The sequence below is a fragment of the Acinetobacter sp. IRS14 genome, from assembly GCF_034650275.1.
GTDB lineage: Bacteria > Pseudomonadota > Gammaproteobacteria > Pseudomonadales > Moraxellaceae > Acinetobacter > Acinetobacter oleivorans.
Genome location: NZ_JAOVFN010000031.1, coordinates 1 through 25,519, shown reverse-complemented (window position 1 = coordinate 25,519; position 25,519 = coordinate 1). Strand labels below are relative to the sequence as shown.

Below are 25,519 nucleotides of genomic sequence, written 5' to 3'. Positions count from 1 at the left end.
TTTAAAAACACATTAAATATCAAGAGGTTTAACTCAAAATGCTTCTAATGATCGACAATTACGACTCTTTTACCTACAACATCGTCCAGTATTTTGGCGAGTTGGATCAGGAAGTAAAAGTTGTTCGCAATGATCAAGTCACATTAGAGGATATTGAACGATGGCAACCTAAATATCTGGTTATTGGTCCTGGTCCTTGCTCCCCAAGTGAAGCTGGTATTTCAATTCCTGCAATTGACCACTTTGCCGGAAAAATTCCTTTGCTTGGCGTGTGTTTAGGACATCAAAGTATTGGGCAAGCTTTTGGCGGAAACATTGTAAGAGCCAAAACAGTGATGCACGGACGTTTATCTGATATGTACCATAGCAATAAAGGTATTTTCAGTAATCTTCCTAGCCCATTCTCGGCAACTCGTTATCATTCATTGGTGATCGATCAGCAAACTTTGCCTGATTGCCTTGAAGTAACGTGCTGGACTAATGAAGCAGATGGCTCAATGGAAGAAATCATGGGTGTTAAACATAAGACATTGCCTGTTGAAGGCGTGCAGTTCCATCCTGAATCAATCTTGAGTCAACATGGCCATCAAATCTTTAAAAACTTTTTAGATATTTATGCATAAGTGATCCCTATGAATATTCAACAAGCACTTAACCATATAACAAAAAATATTCACCTGACTCAGCCGCAAATGGAAGACATTATGCGTAGCATCATGCAAGGTGAGGCAACCGAAGCACAAATTGGTGCTTTGATGATGGGCCTTCGCATGAAAGGTGAAAGTATTGACGAAATTACTGCTGCTGCGCGTGTCATGCGTGAATTTGCCATCAAAATTGATGTCAGTGATATCAAATATTTAGTTGATATTGTCGGCACTGGTGGCGATGGTCAAAACTTATTTAATGTTTCTACCGCTTCAAGCTTTGTAATTGCGGCGGCAGGTGCAACCATTGCCAAACATGGTAACCGTGGCGTTTCAAGCAAATCAGGTTCATCTGACCTACTTGAGCAAGCAGGTATTCATCTTGATTTAGACATGCAACAAACTGAACGCTGCATCCGTGAGATGGGTGTAGGGTTTTTATTTGCTCCAAACCACCACAAAGCAATGAAATATGCTGTTGGACCACGTCGAGAGCTTGGTGTTCGCAGTATCTTTAATTTACTTGGCCCGCTTACGAATCCGGCTGGTGTAAAGCGTTTTGTCATTGGGGTATTTTCAGATGAACTTTGCCGTCCGATTGCCGAGGTTATGAAGCAACTTGGCGCTGAGCATGTCATGGTGGTTCATTCAAGAGATGGACTTGATGAAATTAGCCTTGCGGCTCCTACTGCTGTTGCCGAACTGAAAGACGGCGAAATTACTGAATGGACACTTAATCCTGAAGATGTCGGAATTGAGTCACAAACCTTAAGTGGTTTGGTGGTTGCTGATGCAACGGCAAGTCTAAAATTGATTAAAGATGCTTTAAGTAAAAATAAATCCGATATTGGTGAAAAAGCAGCAAACATGATTGCGCTTAATGCAGGCGCAGGTATTTATGTAGCAGGCATTACCAAGACTTATGCTCAGGCTGTTACCTTCGCGCAAGATATTATTTATGGCGGACAAGCTTTAGAAAAAATGAGTGTTTTGGCTGAATTTACCAAAACATTAAAACAATGTCAGGCAGATTAAGGACTTCTCATGATTAATATTCAAAATACCATTTTAGGTAAAATTGTTGACCGTAAACATGAGGAACTTGCTGAACGTTTAAAACAACGTAATTTGCAAAATGTTGAAGAATTAGCAAAAGCTGCGACTCCAGTGCGTGGCTTTGCAAATGCTTTAAAACATAAACGTCCGGGTGTAATTGCTGAAATTAAAAAAGCCTCTCCGTCAAAAGGAATTATTCGCGCAGATTTTAATCCTGCTGAAATTGCCCAGCAATATGAGCAAGCTGGAGCAGCATGTTTATCGGTATTGACCGATGTTGATTTCTTTCAGGGTGCAGATGAAAATATTGCGATTGCTCGCAATCATTGTGCCCTGCCTGCTTTGCGTAAAGACTTCTTGGTCGACCCATACAATGTAGTTGAAGCACGTGCTTTGCATGCTGACTGTATTTTATTAATTGTTGCGTGTTTATCTGACCAGCAGCTCGAAGAAATGTCAAAAACTGCGTTTGAACATCAACTCGATGTACTAGTTGAAGTTCATGACGAAGAAGAAATGGAACGCGCTTTAAAGCTTTCTGAGCAATGTTTATTAGGCGTAAATAACCGTAATTTAAAAACATTTGATGTGAATTTAAATACATCCATTCGATTGAAAAAATTACTTCCGGCCTCACGTTTATTAATCACTGAAAGCGGTATTGCGACACCAGATGATGTGCATATGATGCAAGAGCATGATATTCACAGCTTCTTAGTCGGCGAAAGTTTTATGAAACAACCACGTCCAGATCAAGCTTTTACTGCCCTTTTTGGACAACCTCAAACGGTTTAATGAAGATATATGAGTAATAAAGATTCATCGCTTTCTAAAGAGCAACAAAAGTTATTGAAGCAATTTAAAAAGCAAATCTCCAATCCTCATTCAAGCAAAATCGCAAGTCAGCCTGAGACCAAACAACCTCAGGCTGAGTCTGAAGAATTGGAAAATGCAAATCTGTTTCAAAGCGCTGTAGCAGGTGTTAAACCCATCAATAATAGTAATATTGCTGATGTAAGAGTTCCTCGTGCAAAAAAAGTTGATGCTCAAACATTAGCTAAACGTGCAGCTGCCGAAGGTGGCCGTGACACTGAGCATGCCGAGTTATCTGATACTCAAGCTGCTTTAAATCCTGTCGCAAGCCAAGCAACATTAAGTTATCGCATTGCGACGCTTCAACATAAAGTTTTTGAAGATTTAAAAGCAGGCAAGATGCGTTGGTTTGAGGCTGTAGATTTACACGGCTGTACCATTGAGCAAGCACGTGACGCAGTTTTACAAATTATTCAGATGGCAAAAGATGAAAATCAAAATGTCATCAAAATTGTGCATGGTAAAGGTCCAGAAGCGGTCTTAAAAACCTATGTCAACGGATGGTTACGTCAACACCGCGATGTTTTGGCATTTGTAAGTGCTCCAGAAAATCAAGGTGGCACCGGTGCCGTTCTCGTACTGCTTAAACGTTCAGAAAAAAATCCTAAGTTCGAACAAAAGAAATGATCCCAAAAGATCATTTCTTTACATCAAACACCTGCAATAATTGAGCAACCACTGCAACTGCAATCGTTGCAGGTTGTTTCGATGAAATCCCTTCTATCCCGATCGGGCAAACCAAGCGTTGTAATGTTTCCTGAGTATAACCACGTATTTGCATACGTTTCTCAAAAATAGCCCTTTTACTTTTTGAGCCAATCATCCCAACATAAGCAAATGGTTTTGTCGCAGGTTTCAAGGCTGTAAAACACAGTTGCAAATCTAATTGATGATCATGAGTTAAAATTAAAATTGCACCAGAACGGTCAAAATGCTCGATCTCGGCTTCAAGGGTATCAGTCGTTAAACATTGCACCTGTTCCAGTAAATCTGATGGGAAAATATCATCACGCGGATCAATCCATTTCACCCTCACACCAATAGGCAATAAACAACGGACAATTGCTTCACCCACATGCCCTGCTCCACAAATCAGCACTTGCATGGTATAAGGTTGAATCTGCTGGCCAAATTGCCATTCTTCACTACTGCCAGAATGAAACTCGAAACTCGGTTGTTGTTCTATATCCATAGTCTGCCAAGTGGACGCATATTGATGTGAGACCGTACGCCATACATGCTTTCCAGCTCGCCATGCTTGCAAACTCGCAGATAAATTCGATGTGATCGCAGCGGGTGATATTTTTTCAAACAATAACCACATCACCCCGCCACAACATTGCCCCAACCGAGCACTGAGGTTAAAGCGCTCAATACGCCTCACACAAGTTTCCGATTCTTTTAACATTGCTTTAGCAATATCAATCGCCTGAAACTCTAAATGCCCACCACCGATCGTATCTGACTGCTGCCATTGCTGTTGCAAATTAAACCGCAATAACATCGTTGCACCAACTTCTCGTGGAGTTGAACCATCAGCACGGACCACTGTGACCAATACCATAGGCAGAGCCTCGACTTGCCACGCTACAAAATCAGTCCACCATTGTAAATGTTGCATAATCTTCTACATTGTAGCCTGTGGGCGGTCAGCCAAAGCTTGTCCCCGTCCAATCGCAATTGCACGTAAAATTTCTTCGGCAGTTGCTGGAGCATTGAGCACTAGCGGAGCTTTTTCGGGAATAGCCGCCTGTACCGCCTGACGAATTGCAGAGAAAACAGATAATGCCAACATAAATGGCGGTTCACCTACCGCTTTGGAGCGGTAGATGGTGTCTGCCTGATTTTGGTTATCAAACAGTTTCACATTAAAAATATGAGGAATATCCACACTAGTCGGGATTTTGTAAGTTGAAGGTGCATGGGTAAACAAACGACCTACGTGTGGTCCTTGTGGCTGCCAATATAACTCTTCTGTGGTGAGCCACCCCATCCCTTGAACAAAACCACCTTCAATTTGCCCAATATCAATTGCAGGGTTAATTGACCGTCCAACATCATGCAAAATATCGGCACGTAATACTTTCATTTCCCCAGTTAAGGTATCTAGTGCGACCTCACTGACCGCTGCGCCATAAGCATAATAGAAAAATGGACGTCCTAAATGGTTGACCTGATCGTAGTGAATTTCTGGTGTTTTATAAAAACCGCTGTCCCATAGTTGTACACGCGCCATATATGCCCGTTGAACCAAATCAGGAAAAGTCCATGAATGACCATTCGCTGTTGAAACCATACTATCTTCAAACTGGACTTGGTCAGCTTCACTGTCACTTATTTCTGCTGCCAGTTTTGCCAGACGCTCACGAATTTTAATACAGGCATTTTGAACAGCTTTACCGTTTAGATCTGCTCCACTCGATGCTGCAGTTGCCGAAGTATTTGGCACCCGAGAAGTATCTGTTGCAATTAAGCGAACGCTATCGATTGGTAAACCCAACTCATGTGCAGCAACCTGCCGTACTTTGGTATATAACCCCTGTCCCATTTCTGTACCGCCATGGGTGATAGAAACAGTACCATCCATATATACATAGACCAGTGCACCCGCCTGATTGTAATGTACGGCATTAAACGAAATACCGAACATTAATGGGGTTAACGCAATACCACGTTTAATGATGTCATTGTTCTGATTAAAGGCATGAATGCTCTGTTTGCGTTTCGCATAATCACTACTTTGCAATAATTCGGCTACTAATTTTGGCGCAACATTATCACGGACTTCTGCCCCATAGTGCATACGGTCACGTCCAGCACCGGGCTGCTCGGCAAAGAAATTACGTTGACGAATTTCAACTGGGTCACAACCTAAATAACGAGCAATGTCATCAATAATATTTTCAATCACAAACATACCTTGTGGCCCACCAAAACCACGATATGCCGTGTTGGACACAGTGTTGGTTTTACAACGTAAGTTACGTAGCTCAACTGCATTTAAATAATAGGCGTTGCCAATATGGCAAATTGCTCGTTCATTTACTGGCCCAGAAAGATCAGCCGAAAAACCGCAGTTTGAAGCCAGTTGTACCTTTAAGCCTTGCAGAACACCACTGTCATCAAAGGCTACAGACCACTCATAAGCAAAACCATGACGTTTGCCTGTAGCACTCATGTCATCATCACGATCTAAACGTAATTTACACGGACGGCCTGTTTTTTGTGCTGCCAAAGATGCAATGCATGCCCACTGCGCCGACTGCGACTCTTTACCGCCAAATCCACCCCCCATACGGCGGCTTTCCACACTCACCTGATGCATGTTCATGCCTAATGCATGACAAATCAGCAGCTGCATTTCGGTTGGATGTTGTGTTGAGCAATAGACTTTTAAGCTGTGATTTTCTTGAGGAATCGCATAGGAAATCTGACCTTCTAAATAAAAATGCTCTTGGCCACCTAGCTCAATGGTTCCAGAAAGTTGATGGGCTGCGTTTTGAAATGCCTGTTCAACTTCACCATGACTAAATTCAACAGGCGGTAACACCCACGATTCTTTTTCAATCGCATCTTGAATCGTTAAAATCGGAGTTTCGGTCACATACTCAATTTTTGCTAAGCGAACTGCCTGACGGGCTTGCTGATAACTCTCAGCAACAACTACAAACAAGGCTTGGCCATAAAACTCAACCTGCTCTTCGGCAAAAATTGGGTCATCTTTTACAATTGGTCCCCAATTATTTTCAACATCAATATCCTTTGCCGAAAAAACTGCATGGACACCATCAGCCAGACGTACTGCATCCAAATCAAATTTACTAATTTTACCTTTGGCACAATTTGAAAATCCGACCGCCAGATGCAGGGTATTCTCAAGCTCTGGTAAATCATCGATATAGGTCGCCTGCCCAGTCACATGTAAATGGGCGCTCTCGTGTGGAATCGAGTCGCCTGCTTTAGCGGATTTTTTAGAAACTCTTAAGTCAATGGTTTGGTTCATGTTAGATCTCCACCATAGCAATCAAGTCATTCACACGAGTAATCGTTTTAGACAGGACTTTTTCTACATAAAAACGCTGTAAACAGTTTTTCGCGACGTGTAACCGATATGCCGAGCTAGCACGTCCATCATCTAAAGGTTGATAGTCTTGCGACAATGCCTCTTGAGACTTAGCTATCAATTCTGCTGTAAGTTGCTGACCTTCCAATATGGCTTCTGCATATTTTGCACGTTTGGGAATAGCTGCCATACCACCAAAAGCAATTCTGACATTGTGAGCGACATGATAAGTATCTAACTCACATGAAATGGCCGCACATACCGCAGAAATATCTTGCTCAAAACGTTTAGCAATTTTATAGCTAGCAAATTTAAAACGCGTCTGTCCTTCGCGAAGCGGAATAACAATCGCCTCAACAAACTCACCAAGCTGTAATGCTGTTTTTTGATAATCGAGATAAAAGTCTTCCAAGGCGATTTCACGAGTCTGCTCACCTACACGCAAAATCAATTGTGTACCTAGCGTAATTAATGCCGGCATTGAGTCGCCAATAGGCGAACCATTGGCAATGTTTCCACCTAGGGTTCCTGCATTTTTAATCGGCATGGAAGCAAAACGGCGCTGTAATTCTTGAAAATCGGGATAAAACTCTGAAATTTTGATGAGTGCATCACTCAAACTGACATTTGCCCCAATCGTTAAAGCATGGTCTGTGACTACAATCTTTTTCAGCTCTTCCACCTGACCAATATAAAGCATATCGCCCAAATCACGGCCCTGCTTTGTTACCCACAAACCGACATCTGTACTACCTGCAACAATCCGTGCTTGCGGTAACTGCAAACGTAATGCGGCAAAATCCAGCAAAGTCTTTGGTGCAAAGAATTGTTGACCATGATCATTTAAATGTAATGCAGGTAATGTTTTGATCTCTTTTAATACATCAATTATTTTTTGGCGTTCTAATACAACACGTGGATAGTCATAAGCTTTTTGTGCTGCATCTAAAATAGGGCGATAGCCTGTACAGCGACATAAATTTCCAGAAAGATAATCACTGATTTTATCTTTGCTTGGAGAATGTTGTTCATTTTCGTACATTGACCATAAGGACATGATAAAACCGGGCGTACAAAAACCACATTGTGAACCATGCATATCCACCATTGCCTGTTGTACCGGGTGAAGTGTTCCATCTTGTGCAGGCAATAAATTATGCAGATCTTCTACTGTAAATAGGGCTTTACCATCTAAAGTCGGTAAAAACTGAATACACGCATTCACACTGCGCAATTGCAGATTGTCATTGACCAACTCACCAATCACTACGGTACATGCACCACAATCGCCCTCAGCACAGCCCTCTTTTGTACCAGTCTGCCTAGTCTTACCCGATTGAGTATATTCTCGTAAAAATTGTAAGACTGTCATTGTGGGTAATACATTTTCTACTTGTTGCTGACTACCACGAAAAAAAAAGGTGATTGGACGTTCTGACATGTTTTATCCTTATGCTCTATAGTACGGCATATTTGCAAATATGATGCCATCAGGCGATCATTTATAACTTACCCATATTAGTTGCACATTTCATGCTCAAATAATTGACTATTAACGATAAAAAACATGAAATTTATTCACCATTTATCTAATGCGCGCCGAACAGGATAAATATAGTGCGACGAGTTATGAACATCAGGGCATGTTTCTGATACAATGCCGAGCTTGTCTAATAGAGTAAATTTATACGCCTTATGTCAATGCAGCAATCGTACGCAAACATTCTGACTGCCGTCGGTGAAGACCTTAATCGTCCCGGCCTTAAAGATACGCCTGTGCGTGCGGCTAAAGCTTTTTCATATTTAACTTCTGGCTATAGTAAAACTTTAGAAGAAGTCACCAATAATGCGGTTTTCCCATCAGATAACCATGAAATGGTATTGGTGAAGAATATTGAATTCTATTCGCTTTGCGAACATCATCTCCTCCCGTTCTATGGCCGTGTTCATGTTGCCTATTTACCAGAAGGCAAAGTTCTTGGCTTATCTAAATTTGCGCGTATTACCGAGATGTTTGCTCGTCGTTTGCAAATTCAAGAAAATTTAACTCAGCAAATCGCTGAAGCTGTAGCTGAAGTGACTGGCGCACGTGGTGTGGCTGTCGTTATCGATTCAGCACATATGTGTATGATGATGCGTGGTGTAGGTAAACAGGAATCTACAACTCGTACAGTTTCTTTTGTCGGAGATTTTAAAACTGACAAAGAAGCACGCCGTGAATTCTTAAGTGCAGTACCAGAAAGCTACTAATCTGGTAACTACTGCAAAAAAGCCCGACTCAGTTGGGCTTTTTTTATATTTAGATAAAGCACTTACTCTATAAAACATAACAATCAAATTATGTGATTTTTGTTATAAAAGTACACATCTTTAATTTTAAATAATTTATGAGTTAATCATGCGATTTAACAAAATTTCTTGCTTACTTTTATCCCCTCTTTTTATTTTTAATACCTCAATTTATGCAGGGAATACACCAAAAGAGCAAGAAATTAAGAAACTGGTTGATCAAAACTTTAAACCGTTATTAGAAAAATATGATGTGCCCGGGATGGCTGTTGGCGTCATCCAAAATAATAAAAAGTATGAAACCTATTACGGCCTACAATCCGTTCAAGATAAAAAAGCCGTAAATAGTAGTACCATTTTTGAGCTCGGTTCAGTTAGTAAATTATTTACCGCTACAGCAGGTGGATATGCCAAAACAAAAGGAACAATTTCTTTTAAAGACACACCCGGAAAATATTGGAAAGAATTAAAAAACACACCAATTGACCAAGTTAACTTACTTCAACTTGCTACTTATACGAGTGGCAACCTTGGCTTACAGTTTCCAGATGAAGTCCAAACAGATCAGCAAGTTTTAACTTTTTTCAAAGACTGGAAGCCTAAAAACTCAATCGGTGAATATCGACAATATTCAAATCCAAGCATTGGTTTATTTGGAAAAGTTGTTGCTTTGTCTATGAATAAACCTTTCGACCAAGTCTTGGAAAAAACCATTTTTCCAGATCTTGGCTTAAAACATAGCTATGTAAATGTGCCTAAAACTCAGATGCAAAATTATGCATATGGCTATAACCAAGAAAATCAGCCGATTCGGGTTAATGCCGGCCCGTTAGATGCACCTGCGTACGGCGTTAAATCGACACTACCAGACATGCTGAGTTTCGTTAATGCCAACCTCAACCCACAAAAATATCCGAAAGATATTCAACGCGCAATTAATGAAACACATCAAGGTTTCTACCAAGTAGGTACCATGTATCAAGCATTAGGTTGGGAAGAGTTCTCTTATCCAGCACCTTTACAGACTTTATTAGATAGTAATTCAGAACAAATCGTGATGAAGCCTAATAAAGTGACTGCTATTTCAAAAGAACCCTCAGTTAAGATATTCCACAAAACTGGTTCAACCAACGGTTTTGGAACCTATGTCGTGTTTATTCCAAAAGAAAATATTGGTTTAGTCATGTTAACCAATAAACGTATTCCGAATGAAGAACGCATTAAAGCAGCGTATGCAGTATTGAATGCAATAAAGAAATAATCTTTTGCTAAAACAAAAAAGGGAGAAATGATTTCGTTCATTTTCTCTTTTTTTATTCGTAATGCTATTTAAAAGAACCAAACATATCCTAGACTTGATTTCATCCAATCTCGATGATTCTGTTGTTCATAATCCCAGTTTAATCGAACGGTATTATTACTATTAATCACATATTGCCACTGAGTATTTACTCTCAAATTCCATTGGTTTTGATCTTCCCAATAGGGCAATTCAATTTGCACCACAGAGTTGAAGTGTTCAAACCACTGATTCATACAACCTAAAGTTGGGCCCATTCCCACGCGCCACCCTTTATCAAGATTTGAACCGGCTTGTAGGTAGGTTTGTAGTTGCCCATAGCAAACATGTTTGCGCTCATAGTCGGCAAAGCTATATCCAACCTGAGCATTAAAATTCGCTACGCCATGCTGTTTTTCTTCACTAAAAGTACCATCATGAATCGCTTCCTGACGCCAACCTAAATTAAATCCCCAACTCAGCGGCGTTTTAAAAGGTTGAATCGGGTTATAAGAATTTACTTCTAGCAGATCAAGATGTTCTAGCTTTAAATGGTCATTTCGCCACTGTGCATTACCATTTAAAAAGAGTAATTGAGTTCCCGCACGGTATCCTCCTTGAGGATCTATTAAGTCATGATAGGCTTGGCGATGACCAATTTCGATAAACTTATCACCTTGCACTTCACCAGCTTTGACTGAAATATTACGTGCATTGTGACCTTGAGTTGGCTCTTTTGTTGGTCTTTTAGGTTCTTGACGCTGTTTGTCTAAATCAATCTGGCTTCTAAGTGCTAAAAGCTGGCGCAACTGTGGCTGAGCAACGCTTTCTTCTATTTTACGGCTCGTAAATTGAAGATATAAATCATCATATGCCATCTCTAAAATTTTAGCCTGATCTTGCTCACTAAATGATTTTAAAATCTGAGAAGACTGCTGAGTGGGCATCATCGCAATTTGATGGGCCACTTTTGCTAGTGAGGCGCCATGCTGATGAGCTTGGGCCAATAGCTGAGTTTCTAAAGCTGGTCGATATACAGGAGCTTTGGTTAACCCTTGCTGCTGCATCGATTTAATGGTTTCCATCGGGATGGAAGCGTGAGTGAATTTTTCTTGCAGGTGAGACTCAGGTTTTACTAAATCAACCAACCCTAACAATCGATAAGCGCAGTTATCGCTCACAAAGTAATAAGGAAAGCTCACATGTTGCATTTCCCAAATATGGCTTACTAAAAACCGTGTTTCTTCAGGTGTTAAATTTAGCTCATATTCCCATAAGTCACGGCTTTCGAAATCACCGTACTCTTTTACCTTACGATAATAAGGCATCAGTGAATATTCACCCGGATATTGCCCTGTTAAACCTTTCCAGGCATATGACCAGTTGTCGTTCCCTGCCACAGTTGCTGCATAATTTACAGCATAGGAAACTAAATTTAATTGTTGCTGATCTTTGGGGTCTAAACGCAATAAAGTATGCCCAAACATGGAACTCGGATTGCCCATAAAATCGGTTGCATAAATTAATGTCGCTTTATGAGGCTTAATTTGCCTAATCCAGTTTTCAAACTCTGAGCACTTCACTTGAGGCAATTCACTTTCTTGAATGCTTACTTTTTGTATGAGCCATTGACTACGTGCGGGAAATTTACAACGAATCGACTGATTATCTGGAGCAGGCATAAATAATGCCGAGATGTCAGCTTTCAGTTCTTCTTTTAAATTATTTTTCCCATTTTCCGACATGAAATAGCCAGAATAAGTGACATCACTCTTATGGTCTTTATTGGCATACATGAGCCTTTGCCATGTGATGTCTTGATCTAAGTTTTTCTGTTCTGCAATTGACCAATATTTTTGAATAGATGGATTTATATCTGCTGAATATGCAGTATTCACTGCCAAAGAGGCAAAAACTAAAACAACTGACTTCATTAAGCTCATCAATTTTTATCATTAAATATAAGAAAAACCCTGCCAGACGACAGGGTTTTCAGTTTCAAACTTATACGTAAGCTTTTAAAACGTCGTCTTTAGCCATTACAGTTTGCAGTGATGCTAAAACTTGAAGGGTATTTTGGTTATTTGCAGAATAGATTTCACCAAAGTTTGCTTTTGAAACTTTAAAGAAACGGTCTTTGTCTTGAGGTTTGATTTGCATTAACTCAGCAAGTACGTTCAGGCTTTCACCTTGGCCTACAGCCATATCACGTGCTAAAGCTTCAGCATTTTCATTTGTGAATGTAACCACTTGAGCTGTTACTGTTCCACCTTGACGGCAGCCTAAAGTACCGAAAGTGATCCCTAGTAATTGGTTAGTAAAAATACCGTTTGTTGTTGCAGCAAGAATTTTAGGCGCTACTCCTTTTTTACCAGCCCATATTTGTGTACCTGCACCACAACCCACATCGTTGTCAGCCATTGCAACACTTGAACCAGCTGCTAATAAAGCAGCTAAAGCTAATTTTTTTAACATAGATGTAAATCTCCAAAATCATTATTGATTGTTTCTTATGTGTTGTATTGTTATGTGTAATTCTTATTACACGATATTAAAGATAACGAGAAGGCTGTGATTTAGCAATTAAAAAATAAACAATATGATAAAAAGTGCAAAAGAAAAATTATCTTAAATTCCAGTTACCTTGATTATCCCTGTTGCCTAGTATTTTAAGCACCAGTACTAAACTTAAAAGTAATAATAAATACCACGACCCTAGCTTGCCCCAACCGACCATATGCCAAGCATCGACCTGACTTGGATAAAGCCAGATTTTATAAAATGTACTTATATTTTCAGCAATCCAGATCAGAAACGCGAGTGTAAACAAAACAGGTAACATCGGGATTTTAAATTTATGTTCATTTAACTGGAAATAAAGTTTTGTTTTCCAAAAAATAAAAATACTAATCGCGAATAAAATATAGCGAATGTCTGGAACAAAAAATTTACTCATAAAATTTATATATGAGAAAAATGCCAGTAAGAGCATAGCTCCAAAACTTGGAAGTTTTTCAAAAGACACTTGAAACAGTCGTATTGAACGTGCAAAAAAACTACCTACAGCCGAATACATAAAACCTGCAAATAAAGGCACAGTTAAAATTTTAAATACGGCGGGCTGTGGATATTGCCACGATGCAATCGCAGGATGCGTTAGAAATATTTCCATAACCATCGCCATAACGTGGAATAAAGCGATGACCTTGGCTTCTTCCCATGACTCCAATTTTAAATAGAGTAAGCAGATCTGGATTAAAAGTGCATAGGTCAGTAAATAATCATAACGATAGAACCCCATGTATTCATGGCTTCCCATCGGCGCTGTTAAAGCAAAAGCAATTAACAGTAAAATACCAAACAAGGCTGCCGAAACAGCCTTGCCGATAAATTGAAACGGTAAAGTTAGATATTGCACAAAAACTATCCTAGATATTTAGCACTATACTCATGCACTGTATCTACAAAGATTTTTGGTTGTGCAGGATCTACCCATTGAGTAATCCCATGGCCCAAGTTAGCAATGTAACCGGTCTTTTCGCCATTTGCGTATGCATCGTCCAACATCGCTTTTACTGCTTTCTCAATTGAAGCAGCTGAACCGTATAAAACAGCCGGATCAAGATTCCCTTGTAAAGCGACACGTCCAGCCACAGTAGTTCGAGCCGTATTTAATGGTGTCGTCCAATCTAAACCTAAAGCATCTGCACCTGTTGTGATCATTGGCTCTAACCATTGGCCGCCACCTTTCGTGAACACGATGATAGGAATACGTCGGCCATCTTTCTCACGTTGTAAACCTGCAATGATTTTATTCATGTAGTTTAAAGAGAATTCGACATATTCACGGTGTGCTAATGCCCCGCCCCAGCTATCAAAGATCTGGATTGCCTGAGCACCTGCATCAATTTGAGCATTTAAATAGTCAATGACTGAGTCTGCTAAATGATCAAGCAAAGCATGCAAAACTTCTGGTTCAGCGTACATCATCTGCTTGGTAAAACGGAATTCTTTACTTGAACCACCTTCAACCATATAAGTTGCAAGCGTCCAAGGGCTTCCAGAGAAACCAATCAGTGGAACTTGACCACCCAAAGCAGAACGAATTGTACTTACCGCATTCATCACATAATCAAGATCTGATTTTGCATTTAACTTTGGTAAATTTGCGACATCTTGTTCAGTACGTACGGTCTTTTGAAACTTAGGGCCTTCGCCAGTTTCAAAATAAAGTCCTAAACCAAGTGCATCTGGAATAGTTAAAATATCTGAAAATAAAATTGCTGCATCTAAGTCGTAACGACGCAAAGGTTGTAAAGTCACTTCACAAGCAAAATCTGTATTTTTACATAAAGATAGGAAATCACCTGCTTGTGAACGTGTTTCGCGATATTCAGGCAAATAACGCCCTGCTTGACGCATCATCCATACTGGTGTGGTATCTACAGGTTCGCGTAACAAAGCACGGAGGAAACGATCATTTTTCAAAGTCGTCATTACCAATCTCTATCTTCTTTATGTGGCAGCATCATATCAAAAACAGAGACATTTTTATAATTTCAATTTCACACAAAAAACTCGTCAATCTACTAAAAAATGCATATTTACACAAAAGTCTACTGCAAGCCTTGGGGTTTTCTGCAATACTTGCAACATGTTACATTGGGGTCATTGGATATTCTTTTAATCACTAAGTTACCAATCTTGGGCTCATAGAAATGAGTTATTGGTAATTTTATGCACTTTGAGATTAGATCAATCCCCTATTGCTTATATGAAAATTCTTAAGGTTGAATTACATGTTTGTTCGCTCATTACTCGCTATGAGTTTAAGTTGTATTATTGCTAATGTTGCTTTTGCTGCTTCAACAACTGAGCAACCCCTGAACCCTAAAAAGGTATCAGCTCCTGTAGAAGATCCGATTGATCCTTTAGCAGTAGATGCAGCTTCAACTGTAAAAGCTCAAGCTTCGACACAAATTACCGCTCAAGAACAAAACGACTTAAATCGAGCGTCAACAACATTACAAAATTTACAGAAAACTGAAGATCCAAATGCTGAATCAGGCATCGCGGCGTCTACTCCAGCTGTTGCTAAAAGCAGCGCTGCGTCTACGGCTCCTGCGACAACCGCTGCATCATGGACTTTAGATAGCTTAAACTCGGCAGAATGGTCTGAAAATATTGGTAAAGGCCAACTTCCTGTTTATGCGCGTGCACATGTAATGCTCAATAATGCACACGCTTCGCCAGGTGCAATTGACGGCATGAGCGGTAAAAATACATTAAAAGCAATTTCTTCATTCCAACAAATGAATGGTTTATCACCTACTGGTGACCTGACCAAAGAAACTTGGGATGCATTGGTTGCTAAACAAACCAAGCCAGCATTTATTGAATACACAATTTCTGATGCTGACTTAAAAGGCCCATATGCTGAGTCGATTCCTTCTGACTACGCATTACAAGCTAAAATGAAAGGTTTGTACTACACGCGTGTAACTGAAATGTTGGGCGAGAAGTTTCATATTGATGAAGCTTTCTTAAAGAAAATTAACCCAACTGCGACATTCAAAAAAGCGGGTGAAAAAATCATTGTTCCAAACGTGCGCAATGATTTACCAGAAGATATTCATTTGATTATTGCCCATAAAGGTGCAAAACAATTGTATCTCTTCAATAGCCGGAACCAAATGATTGCTTCATTTCCTGCAACAATTGGCAGTACTGATACGCCTTCTCCGGCCGGTACTTACAAGGTAGTTGGTGTGGCTCGTAACCCTTGGTACAGCTATTCACCTTCGAACTTCGTACAAGGTAAAAACTTAAAACCTCTTTCTTTACCGCCTGGCCCGAATGCTCCAGTAGGTAATATCTGGATTGGTTTAAGTAAAAAATCTTTCGGTATTCACGGAACACCAAATCCATCTTTAATCTCTAAAACAGCATCACACGGTTGTATCCGTTTAACAAACTGGGATGCAAACGATTTAGGAAATAAAGTACGTTCTGGCGTAACTGTTAAATTCCTTGAGTAATCTATATATTCTTTAAAAGACCTGCCTTCATGGCAGGTTTTTTTTATTCTAAAAAATTGATCAATAAAAAACTTTACAACCATATCAATTATGCAACGACATGTTGCAGTTAGCCTATTTTTCTAGGCTCCATAGAACATTAATATATTTCTCAAGAGATAAATAAAAAATTTGGGAGATTAAATCATGAATACTTATCTACATCGTGGTGAAGATCGAGGACATGTAAAAGCGGGTTGGTTAGAGTCTTATCACAGCTTTTCATTTGGTAGCTGGTACGATCCTAAATATATGGGTGTTAGTGCATTACGTGTGATTAATGATGACAGAATTGATGCACATAATGGTTTTGGTACACACTCGCATGACAATATGGAAATCTTAACCTGTGTGCTAGATGGTGCAATTTCACACCGTGATACGATGGGAAATGAAGGCCAAATTAAGGCTGGTGAATGGCAACTCATGAGCGCTGGTACAGGTGTGGCTCATAGTGAAATCAACAACACTGATACGCCTGTACATTTATTACAGATCTGGATTATTCCAGACGTAAAAGAAGCTGAGCCAAACTACCAGCAAATTAGCCTTGACCCACGTAATGATCCAAACAAATGGCATTTAATTGCAGGGCCTGATGCAAATGCACCGATGCATATTCGCCAAAATACAGAGATAAAGTCAGCTGTATTGGAAAAAGGACATGAGTTAAACGTTGAGCCAGTTAAAAAAGTGAACTATGTTCACGTGATTTCAGGCGTGATCCGTATTGGCGATCAAGAAGTCAAAGCTGGCGATGCTTTCGTGTTTGAAGGTAAAGCGACGATTCAGGCAACTGAAGATAGTCAATTTATCTGGTTCGATTTACCTTAAATCATTAAAAGCCCTTTGCATAAAAGGGCTTTTTTAATCTCCGCCGCCGCCGCTATCACAGCTACCTGAATCTGAAGATGATGAACAATCATTTGAATAGCTTGAGCTATGATTACTAGAACTATTATCGTGAAAATGATGTGTTGAAGAAGATGAATGATCGTGTTCGCCAGATGACGAATTGTTTTTTAGATTTTTAAGTAGAGCAATTAAGCAGATCAGTCCAATACTAGAAAAAATTGCAATAAATATAATTATAAATAACTTCAAATAACGACCTCCTACTAAAGCAACAGAGCTATGTGTTGTGTTCCTATTTCATTATTTAAATGAGTCATGCTGAAGAAACAAGTTGTTTTTTGATAAGTTAAAATATTAGCTATAAAAAACTTTGGCAAAAGACGCGATATATTGCTCAGCCTTCGCCTCATAATTTTGAAAACCCGCATCAAAAACCCATCTTTCAATTTCAGATTTTTTGACTAAATTTTGCAAGTAAAGCTGATGATATCGGTCTAATTCTTCTTTTAAACTTCTTAGCATGAGTTCATTTAAACCAGTGGGAGGATTCAGACCTGTATCTAAAAGACTCGGTGCAAATGCCACACTTTTGAGTTCCAATTGATGCGCTGTTCTTACAACAGTTTTTATCGCCGTCTCGATTCGCTCTATCGTGAAATCTTCTGGCGCTCCCATGCCTATAAGCAAAACTTTAGAAGCTTGTATGGTTGAGGGAGTTTGATTTATTAAAAGAGAGTCATTGAGTTTCGCACTAAACCAGTTATTTTTCCGTATTTCATATAGTCTTCCGTTTAGAGCTTCATCTAAATGTGCCAAACCACCAGAAAAAGAACGGTTATCCATTTCATGTTCAAAAATACAAGCACAGGAAAGTTCAACCTCGGCCGAAGCACAGTCCCAAGTCACGAGTTCGATGTCCAGATTTTGATAGTGACCAATTTTAGTTTGCTTTATATCTGTGCTCATATTTTTACTCTTCTCGTTTTACCATGCATATTTAAGCTCAAGGCCTAAATAGTTTGCGTCTTTACCACCTGCTTTCTTAATGGTATCTCCAACCTCAAAGTGCACTCCTTCGGCAGCAACAGACAAATTAGCATTTATTTTCTGATCTGCTCTCAGTTGAATATATGCCCCTGTCCAGCTTGAGCCTTGGCCTGCTGTGTTTGCCATGCTGTTATTGCCTTGGAAATAAACTGCATCATTGGTGGTTTCACGCCACTGAAAACCTAAAGCACTTAACAAAGTAAGTTTATCGGATGGCTTAAGTGTCAGAGATGGTTTTATGTGAATAATATTACTGTAGCCACTGTAACCCGCCAAAGTAAAGTATGAACCGTTTGCAAAGAGCTGGTTAAAGGTATTGAGTTCATTATCGTTGGCGTTTTTATCACCTGTGGCAATATCAAACTGGAAGCCTAAACGCGGCGACCAAGCTTGGTCAGCAAATGTGTACCCTGTAATACTACTGAGTCCCCATGCTTGAATAGATTGTCCACCAATCTTTCCATGTTGAAACATGCCTTCAACATCCCAATCGATATTATTCTTTTTACCCATATGACGAGCATCATATAAGTCTCGAATTTCATTACCCTTAACACTTGTAAAAGATGCATTATCCCGTTCATAACGTGAGTAATAACCAGATAACTCACCTCCCCACACATTTTGTTTATCTACGCGAAAGCCACTAAAACTTAAATTACGTTTTGAGTGGTCGTTAAAAGTTGAATCTTTTTCAATTTGAACTGGTCTGGTGAGATAGCCTAAAACTCTCCAATCGCCATATTCATAACCCGACCAAATTCCATCGAAAGCTTGCCGAACGTTTGGGCCTTCACGATTTGAAATAAAGCGCTGTAAGTCAAAAGCCATCTCTTGACGGCCTACTCTAAACTTAAAAGTTCCATTATTTAAAGGACTCACCCACGCAATAAAAGCTTGCTCTACATCGAGTCTATTTTGATCAGTACTACTAATATTCTTTTTATCAAACGCTCGTGCATCACTAAGCTGAGTAAATAATTGTAAATGATCGCCAATACGTGCATCTGCATGAACTTGTAATCTTTGAATTAAATAGCGATCGGCTTGATTATTTCCGCTGCCAAATCTCGCATTATTATTGACTTCAAAACGCTCGCGAATATTCGCACCCAATGACAAATAATTATTATCGCCAAAGGGTATATATTTGAAATCATCGCCTATTTTCTTTGGTACACACGAGTTTTTTAAAACATCCCAATTTTCTTGCCAACGATTGGTTGAGATTTTTGGGCGAGCTGGGCATGCATTTGTATTTGCAGCATCATTTTCTGCATGCGCAAATTCATAAAGAAATAAGCTCCCCGTAAGCAAGACGCTCATTTTTATAATTTTAAGATAATTTTCTGAGGTCTTAATGCGATATTTTCTATCATTAGAAATAGGCTGAGCCATATGGTTATCCACGGTAATAAACAGGTCATTGCAGAGACTTCGTCTTTTACACTCACACCGCCCTTAGGCCATATGAGTGTCGGTTTCTCACAATCATTAAGCGAATAAATTACTTTGTAGCGGCATGAATTTCGGCAATATAACCACCTGGAAACTGCACCATCGCTGCCTCACGACCATCCGATTTATAGGCATTCACCAATACAGATACACCCGCTTTTGTGGCTTTATCTAAAGTCTCAGATAAATTTTTGACTTCATAACCCGTCATATCGTGCCCATATGGATATGGAAGATGACCATCTGTGACTAACACAGTCATTTTGCCGAAATCAGATTCAACGCGAATACGTCTATACGTTTCATTTGGACGTCCAATCTCTACACCAGCCGCTTTTGGATTATCTGAAACCACTTTACCGTGCGAGAAATTGACAAACTTTTTAACGAAAGAGTCTGCACTTTGTTTTGAAACATAAATACGATTTTCTGGAACGGTCTCTAATTTGTTATAGCTAGGTTTAGTCGTGTGCCAATAAAGCTGCATATTTACCCCACCCGGCCACTGGATGACTGCATCACGCCCGATTGGGTCAGGAAATGCATCAACAATCACATCTGCGCCATTTGCTTTAGCAGCCTGTACTGCTACATCCATATCTTTGACTAAATAACCTGTTCGTTCTAAACCAAACGGATATGGAACGGGAGTTTTAAAACCAAATACAGACAGTGTTCCTACTGGAGTCAATACAAGCTGGGAAATGGTCTGGCTTGGTGTTGGCGTCACCTGAAAAACACCCTGTTTAGATTTAGTTCCACCAAAAGTCGCGACTAAGCTGTCGGTAAATTTATCGAAGTCTTCGGGGTTAACATACACATGCGTTGTATCGTATTGAGGAGCTACACCGGGCGCTTCACTTTTTACACTGGTTGTTGTTTTGGCAAAAACTTGAGGAACAATGGCAACATTTGTGCCCACTAGCATGGTGCTTAAAAGCAAGGCTGATAATGATTTACGCATAAAAGACTCCGTAAGAATTAAGTGCTACAACTTATTGTGACTTTGTTTGTTGATTAGAAAGAATGGTGACCATCACTAGAGCAGCAATGAGACCGAGATGTTCAAAGAAACTATTAAACGTGCTAAAAAAAGCTGGACCTGTGTGATTCCAAAAATCGTTTGCAACCAGCATTGCTATTGCGGTTAGACAGCCTAAAGCCCCTGCTCCTAACCAGACAAAACGATTAAAAATCACCAAGAGCGAACCCACAATTTCAATAAAAATCGCTGTAGATGCCCAGAGCCAAGCAGGCTGTAAACCAAAACTTGCCTGCTCCTCAATCGCTGCATGAAATCCGATGAATTTATTAATTCCACCGACTAAATAGGCTGAAACTAATGCAAGTCGAAGAAGTGGGAGCAATCCATGAATTGATAAGATCTTTTTTATCCACACAGGATTATTATTAATTAAGTCACTCATCTATTTACCTCATTGGTATTTCGATTTTTTAACAACCCTATAAAGTTATAAAAATATTAATATTTGCAAGAACCATGATTTTAATTTAGATATTTAAAATGATTATTTATATGATCCACCAAAAAATTAATTAGCAGACTATATAAAATCAAAAATAAGCGTAAACTACTAGATACCTATTTAAATACAAACTGTATCCTTAAAAGATACAATGATTGATAAGTAAAAATTCATAATATAGTTTAGCTACACGCCAATTTAGCCTTTCAAAATTTAATGGATAAACTAGACTGTATTCATACTTTTATTAGTGTTGTAGAAAGTGGAAATTTTAGTAATGCCTCCAGAAACTTAGGTATTACTCGAGATCAAGTTTCTAAAAGAATTTTTTATTTAGAAAGTTTATTCAGTACATCATTGTTTATTCGTAACACTAGAAAGATGGACCTCACCCGCTCAGGGGAAAAGTTTTATCAACGGTGTAAAGTTATTGTTAAAGAGCTAGATTTAGCTGCTATTGACTTCATCTATGATCAAAAATATCCTGAAGGTATATTAAAAATCAACGTTCCAGATGCTTTTATTCAGACATGCTTTTCAGATATTATTTCCAATTTTTTAATTCAATACCCTAACATCGAAATTGACCTTTTATTTTCAGAGAAATCAATAGACATTAATGAAAATAAATTCGATATTGTTTTAAAAATTGAAGAAGATATTAAAGAGGAAAATATTTTTATTCTAAATAGCTATAAAAGAAACTTCTATGCAACAACGACATTTTTAAATAAACATGAAAAACCTGAAAGTATAGAAGAACTAAGAAAACATAATATATCGTTATATTCAAGATCAGATTTAAAAGATAAGATTATTAACTCAAGCCCTCAACTGATCTGCAATAATATAGAAATTCTTTTAGATTTTTGCCAAAAGAACCAGAGTATTTTGTTTATTCCCGATTTCTTAGCAAAAAAATATGAAGATGATGGCGTTATTATTAATTGCTCAGAAGACATCTTTTCATCAACGGTTCATTTTTATGCAACCACCCCCTATGGCTCGAAAATTCCAAAAAAGGTTGAACTTTTCTTAGAGTCGTTGAGGCAACATTTTTCAAACTTAGAGCATTTTCAGTCATACAAAGCTATCTCTCAGTAGATCGTTTTTTTTCTTATAAGTATATAAAAAAAGTTCTAATCACGATTAACACTAGTTAAATATTTTTGTTATATACTCAACAAAATATGTTGAGTATATAACATGAATATATCATTACTCATATCTTCACTCCCTACTCAGAACTCAACCGCTCGTATGAGAGTCTGGCGTTCACTCAAAGCAAGCGGAGCCGCAACTATTCGTGATGGGGTCTATCTATTACCCATAACGCATTCTGAAAAGTTTGAAGCTATCGCGCAGGATGTAATTTCCGAGCAAGGTTCAGCTTATATCTTTCAAGCAGAAGCGCCATTAAACTTTGAAATTGCTTCACTTTTTAATCGTAATGAAGAATATGAAGCTATACGTAAACAGCTTGTTGATTTAAATCAGAATCAAAATGAAAGTGAAAAAAAAGAATTACTTAAACAAGTCCGAAAATTAAGAAAGAGCTTTGATGCTCTTGTAGAAATTGATTATTTCCCTAGCGAAATCCAAGGGCAAACGCTTAATGAACTGGTTTCACTCGAACATTCTATTGCTCGACTTGGTGAAACCAATGAACCCGTTTTTACTCAAGCAAAGATAAAGAGACTTCTAAAGAAAGATTATCAAAATCGAGTCTGGGCTACCCGAAAGCATCCATGGATAGACAGATTAGCGTCAGCTTGGCTCATCAAAAATTTTATTGATGAATCCCCTCAGCTTATATGGCTAGAGTCTCCTTCTGAGTGCCCCGCACATGCGCTTGGTTATGATTTTGATGGTGCCGCTTTCACGCACATCGATAACTTCGTTACGTTTGAAGTTCTCTTGCATAGTTTTGAACTTGAAACACCTGCATTAAAAAAGATTGCGGAAATTGTGCACTATCTTGATGTAGGCGGTTTTGAACCACCAGAAGCAATAGGCATAGAAAAAGTAATTCAAGGTTTACGTAGTCAGATCAGCAACGACGACCAATTATTCGAATTGGCCAATTATATCTTTGATGGCTTATATGCCGACTTAAAAAGAGAATGCTCATGATACGAGAAAAAGAAAATTCACTGGACTCGCCCGTTGAACCTGTCAGCTTCTGGCGCGCATTTCTGTTTTGGCTCAAATTAGGATTTATCAGCTTTGGCGGGCCAGCAGGACAAATCGCAGTTATGCATCAAGAGCTTGTTGAACAAAAGCGCTGGATTTCAGAAAAACGTTTTTTACATGCGCTTAACTATTGCATGCTCTTGCCCGGCCCAGAAGCACAGCAGTTAGCGACCTATATTGGTTGGCTTATGCACCGTACCGTTGGAGGTATAGTTGCTGGTGTATTATTTGTACTCCCCTCGCTGTTTATCTTGATCGGACTATCATGGATCTACATTAAATTCGGTGATGTTCCAGTCATTGCTGGCCTGTTTTATGGAATTAAACCCGCAGTAGTCGCTATTGTTTTTCATGCGACTTATCGAATTGGTAGTAAATCACTCAAAAATAAATTTTTGTGGTTAATTGCTGCTCTCGCTTTCCTTGCCATCTTTGTTTTAAATCTACCATTTCCACTTATTGTTTTGGCAGCTGGACTTACGGGTTATTTTACAAGTAAGAAGTATCCTGAGCTATTTTCTAGCAATGCTGGACATAAAAATAGCCAAAAAGATTATGGTATTGCTTTAATTGATGACGACACACCAACACCCGATCATGCAAAATTCAGATGGTCACACCTGACTAAAATTCTGATTATTGCAGCGCTGCTGTGGTTTATTCCGGTGCTGGGGCTTGGTCTTTATTTCGGTTGGGATCATGCATATACCCAAATGGCATGGTTCTTTACGAAAGCTGCTTTACTTACTTTTGGCGGTGCATATGCGGTACTGCCCTATGTCTATCAAGGTGCTGTAAACTATTATGGATGGTTAAGCCCAACACAAATGATTGATGGTTTAGCACTGGGTGAAAGTACACCAGGCCCTCTAATTATGGTGGTTGCTTTTGTCGGTTTTCTTGGTGGCTTTAACCATGCCTTATTAGGTTCAGAACACTTATTCTTAGCAGGTGCAATCGGCGCGACTATTGTTACTTGGTTTACCTTTCTATTTTCATTTGTATTTATTTTGGCAGGTGCGCCTGTTATCGAATCAACGCATAACGAGCTTAAATTTACTGCTCCATTAACTGCAATTACTGCTGCCGTAGTTGGCGTGATTTTAAATTTGGCACTGTTCTTTAGTTACCATGTTTTATGGCCTCATGGATTTGGTCAAGCTTTCAATTATGAAGCGGCTTTAATTGCAATTGCTGCATTCATTGCCCTATTCCACTTTGAAGTAAAAGTGATGTATGTCATTTTAGCAGCAGCTATTTTCGGTCTATTTTTATACATTGGAATATAAAAACTTTGTGATATAAAAAGAGTAATCATTAGGCTTACTCTTTTTTATGTTGCTGCTTCAGAACATGGTGAAAGTATCTGAATGCCTTGTTTAATCTGAGCAGTTTCATATTAAAAACCACTCCAACACCATATCTCTTTCATCCAAACTGTTTGAACTTAAAGTCTGTAGCATCAAACCATCTATCAGGTTTAGAACCATATTTGCATCGGGTTTGAGTGCTCTGCTTTCCAGACTAAAGACCAGATCAAAAAGTTCTCTAAGCAGCCATTTTCGATATTCAACTGCCATGCCGTAGGCTCTTGGATAAAGCTGTTTTATTTCAAAAATGGCTTTAAATAAAAGATGGTAAAAGCTATTCACATCGACATGTAAGCAGACAATTTCTTTGATTTTATCGACAGTCTTTGGGTAACGGTGTGAATAGACAATTGCCAGCACTTCTTCTTTCAGTCGGCTTTTTTGAAGGGTTAAGCATGTTTCAACAAGGCGTTCTTTTGAGTGAAAGTAGTTATAAAAAGTGGCTTTGGGAACTTTAGATTTTTTGACAATTAGGTCTACGCCTGTATTGTGAAATCCATAGATATTAAATAGATCTACTGCTGTATGTAGCACTTTTAATTTTTTTGAAGATGTTTCTAAATTTGGCATATTTTTACCGTTATAAATTAAATTTTTTTGTATATAAATGAGATACAAAAAACCGCTGCCCTTTTTTGGAGAAAAAAAGGCATAGCAAAGCCATAAAGACTGTGCTTGGCACATCTCAAATTTTATTGTTGATTAAGTTTTTAGCCGTAATGACTTAAAGTCTGAAAAGCCGATGAGCCTTCAAACTGTTTAAAGATGAATTAAGTTGTGTCGTTATAGCTTTTGGCAAAGGCTGCCAAGAAATAATGAATGTGC

Annotated in this window: 24 protein-coding genes; 11 read left to right on the top strand and 13 right to left on the bottom strand. The window is 38.9% G+C overall.

Features of this window, described 5'->3' with window-relative positions:
- The first annotated feature begins 38 nt into the window (after positions 1–38).
- The 4 genes from ODQ17_RS17900 to ODQ17_RS17885 are packed head-to-tail and all read left to right on the top strand — an operon-like array spanning position 39 to position 3,203.
- Positions 39–623: an anthranilate synthase component II gene (locus tag ODQ17_RS17900; RefSeq protein WP_057070224.1), complete on the top strand. Its 585-nt coding sequence runs from the start codon at positions 39–41 to the stop codon at positions 621–623.
- 9 nt (positions 624–632) lie between these two features.
- A complete protein-coding gene (gene trpD, locus ODQ17_RS17895; protein ID WP_322905365.1) occupies positions 633–1,682 on the top strand; it encodes an anthranilate phosphoribosyltransferase in 1,050 nt (349 codons plus the stop codon).
- A gap of 9 nt (positions 1,683–1,691) precedes the next feature.
- A complete protein-coding gene (gene trpC / locus ODQ17_RS17890) occupies positions 1,692–2,498 on the top strand; it encodes an indole-3-glycerol phosphate synthase TrpC (RefSeq protein ID WP_322905363.1) in 807 nt (268 codons plus the stop codon).
- A 9-nt stretch (positions 2,499–2,507) separates the two neighbouring features.
- Positions 2,508–3,203, top strand: coding sequence for a Smr/MutS family protein (locus tag ODQ17_RS17885; RefSeq protein ID WP_322905361.1), 696 nt, complete (start codon positions 2,508–2,510; stop codon positions 3,201–3,203).
- 10 nt (positions 3,204–3,213) lie between these two features.
- Here the strand turns inward: ODQ17_RS17885 and xdhC are convergent, their stop codons facing one another.
- The 3 genes from xdhC to xdhA are packed head-to-tail and all read right to left on the bottom strand — an operon-like array spanning position 3,214 to position 8,080.
- On the bottom strand, positions 3,214–4,197 hold the full coding sequence (xdhC, locus tag ODQ17_RS17880) for a xanthine dehydrogenase accessory protein XdhC (RefSeq protein WP_322905359.1): 984 nt from the start codon (positions 4,195–4,197) through the stop codon (positions 3,214–3,216).
- 6 nt (positions 4,198–4,203) lie between these two features.
- Complete coding sequence (xdhB, locus tag ODQ17_RS17875; protein ID WP_322905357.1) at positions 4,204–6,579, bottom strand: xanthine dehydrogenase molybdopterin binding subunit; 2,376 nt, start codon at positions 6,577–6,579, stop codon at positions 4,204–4,206.
- 1 nt (position 6,580) lies between these two features.
- Positions 6,581–8,080, bottom strand: coding sequence for a xanthine dehydrogenase small subunit (xdhA, locus tag ODQ17_RS17870; protein WP_322905355.1), 1,500 nt, complete (start codon positions 8,078–8,080; stop codon positions 6,581–6,583).
- Positions 8,081–8,340: 260 nt separating this feature from the next.
- Between xdhA and folE the strand changes: the two genes are divergently transcribed.
- Both folE and blaADC read left to right on the top strand, forming a co-directional pair.
- Positions 8,341–8,889, top strand: coding sequence for a GTP cyclohydrolase I FolE (gene folE, locus ODQ17_RS17865; RefSeq protein WP_001187844.1), 549 nt, complete (start codon positions 8,341–8,343; stop codon positions 8,887–8,889).
- Positions 8,890–9,037: 148 nt separating this feature from the next.
- Positions 9,038–10,189: an ADC family extended-spectrum class C beta-lactamase gene (blaADC, locus tag ODQ17_RS17860; RefSeq protein ID WP_322905353.1), complete on the top strand. Its 1,152-nt coding sequence runs from the start codon at positions 9,038–9,040 to the stop codon at positions 10,187–10,189.
- Between the two features lie 68 nt (positions 10,190–10,257).
- On the opposite strand, the gene ODQ17_RS17855 is transcribed toward blaADC, so the two are convergent.
- The 4 genes from ODQ17_RS17855 to hemE all read right to left on the bottom strand — a co-directional run bounded on the left by ODQ17_RS17855 (position 10,258) and on the right by hemE (position 14,704).
- Complete coding sequence (locus tag ODQ17_RS17855) at positions 10,258–12,141, bottom strand: Lnb N-terminal periplasmic domain-containing protein (RefSeq protein WP_442872427.1); 1,884 nt, start codon at positions 12,139–12,141, stop codon at positions 10,258–10,260.
- Positions 12,142–12,211: 70 nt separating this feature from the next.
- Positions 12,212–12,682: a DUF3015 family protein gene (locus tag ODQ17_RS17850; RefSeq protein ID WP_005307224.1), complete on the bottom strand. Its 471-nt coding sequence runs from the start codon at positions 12,680–12,682 to the stop codon at positions 12,212–12,214.
- Positions 12,683–12,830: 148 nt separating this feature from the next.
- Positions 12,831–13,625 (bottom strand): DUF817 domain-containing protein, encoded by a 795-nt coding sequence (locus ODQ17_RS17845; protein WP_005307226.1) that lies wholly within the window; start codon positions 13,623–13,625, stop codon positions 12,831–12,833.
- 5 nt (positions 13,626–13,630) lie between these two features.
- A complete protein-coding gene (hemE, locus tag ODQ17_RS17840) occupies positions 13,631–14,704 on the bottom strand; it encodes a uroporphyrinogen decarboxylase (RefSeq protein ID WP_322905348.1) in 1,074 nt (357 codons plus the stop codon).
- A 302-nt stretch (positions 14,705–15,006) separates the two neighbouring features.
- Between hemE and ODQ17_RS17835 the strand changes: the two genes are divergently transcribed.
- Both ODQ17_RS17835 and ODQ17_RS17830 read left to right on the top strand, forming a co-directional pair.
- Positions 15,007–16,245 carry a L,D-transpeptidase family protein gene (locus ODQ17_RS17835; protein WP_013197180.1) on the top strand — a complete coding sequence of 413 codons (1,239 nt, stop codon included), beginning with the start codon at positions 15,007–15,009 and terminating at the stop codon, positions 16,243–16,245.
- A 186-nt stretch (positions 16,246–16,431) separates the two neighbouring features.
- Positions 16,432–17,118 carry a pirin family protein gene (locus ODQ17_RS17830; protein WP_013197179.1) on the top strand — a complete coding sequence of 229 codons (687 nt, stop codon included), beginning with the start codon at positions 16,432–16,434 and terminating at the stop codon, positions 17,116–17,118.
- A 33-nt stretch (positions 17,119–17,151) separates the two neighbouring features.
- Here ODQ17_RS17830 and ODQ17_RS17825 read toward each other — a convergent pair whose 3' ends face one another.
- The 5 genes from ODQ17_RS17825 to ODQ17_RS17805 form a co-directional block, all read right to left on the bottom strand.
- On the bottom strand, positions 17,152–17,388 hold the full coding sequence (locus ODQ17_RS17825; protein WP_322905345.1) for a hypothetical protein: 237 nt from the start codon (positions 17,386–17,388) through the stop codon (positions 17,152–17,154).
- 105 nt (positions 17,389–17,493) lie between these two features.
- Positions 17,494–18,105 (bottom strand): M17 family peptidase N-terminal domain-containing protein, encoded by a 612-nt coding sequence (locus ODQ17_RS17820; protein WP_322905343.1) that lies wholly within the window; start codon positions 18,103–18,105, stop codon positions 17,494–17,496.
- 18 nt (positions 18,106–18,123) lie between these two features.
- Positions 18,124–19,584 carry an alginate export family protein gene (locus ODQ17_RS17815; RefSeq protein ID WP_322905341.1) on the bottom strand — a complete coding sequence of 487 codons (1,461 nt, stop codon included), beginning with the start codon at positions 19,582–19,584 and terminating at the stop codon, positions 18,124–18,126.
- A 109-nt stretch (positions 19,585–19,693) separates the two neighbouring features.
- On the bottom strand, positions 19,694–20,608 hold the full coding sequence (locus tag ODQ17_RS17810) for a glyoxalase (protein ID WP_322905339.1): 915 nt from the start codon (positions 20,606–20,608) through the stop codon (positions 19,694–19,696).
- Between the two features lie 31 nt (positions 20,609–20,639).
- Entirely contained in the window at positions 20,640–21,071 is a 432-nt protein-coding gene (locus ODQ17_RS17805; RefSeq protein ID WP_322905337.1) for a DoxX family protein, read from the bottom strand.
- A gap of 276 nt (positions 21,072–21,347) precedes the next feature.
- Here ODQ17_RS17805 and ODQ17_RS17800 point away from each other — a divergent pair, with 276 nt between their 5' ends.
- The 3 genes from ODQ17_RS17800 (at position 21,348) to chrA (ending at position 24,613) form a co-directional block, all read left to right on the top strand.
- On the top strand, positions 21,348–22,235 hold the full coding sequence (locus ODQ17_RS17800; protein ID WP_322905335.1) for a LysR family transcriptional regulator: 888 nt from the start codon (positions 21,348–21,350) through the stop codon (positions 22,233–22,235).
- 102 nt (positions 22,236–22,337) lie between these two features.
- Positions 22,338–23,264: a chromate resistance protein ChrB domain-containing protein gene (locus ODQ17_RS17795; RefSeq protein WP_322905333.1), complete on the top strand. Its 927-nt coding sequence runs from the start codon at positions 22,338–22,340 to the stop codon at positions 23,262–23,264.
- Positions 23,261–24,613: a chromate efflux transporter gene (gene chrA, locus ODQ17_RS17790; RefSeq protein WP_322905331.1), complete on the top strand. Its 1,353-nt coding sequence runs from the start codon at positions 23,261–23,263 to the stop codon at positions 24,611–24,613. Before ODQ17_RS17795 ends, chrA begins: the two co-directional genes overlap by 4 nt.
- Positions 24,614–24,718: 105 nt before the next feature.
- On the opposite strand, the gene ODQ17_RS17785 is transcribed toward chrA, so the two are convergent.
- Complete coding sequence (locus ODQ17_RS17785; protein WP_216070176.1) at positions 24,719–25,264, bottom strand: TetR/AcrR family transcriptional regulator; 546 nt, start codon at positions 25,262–25,264, stop codon at positions 24,719–24,721.
- Between the last annotated feature and the right edge of the window lie 255 nt (positions 25,265–25,519).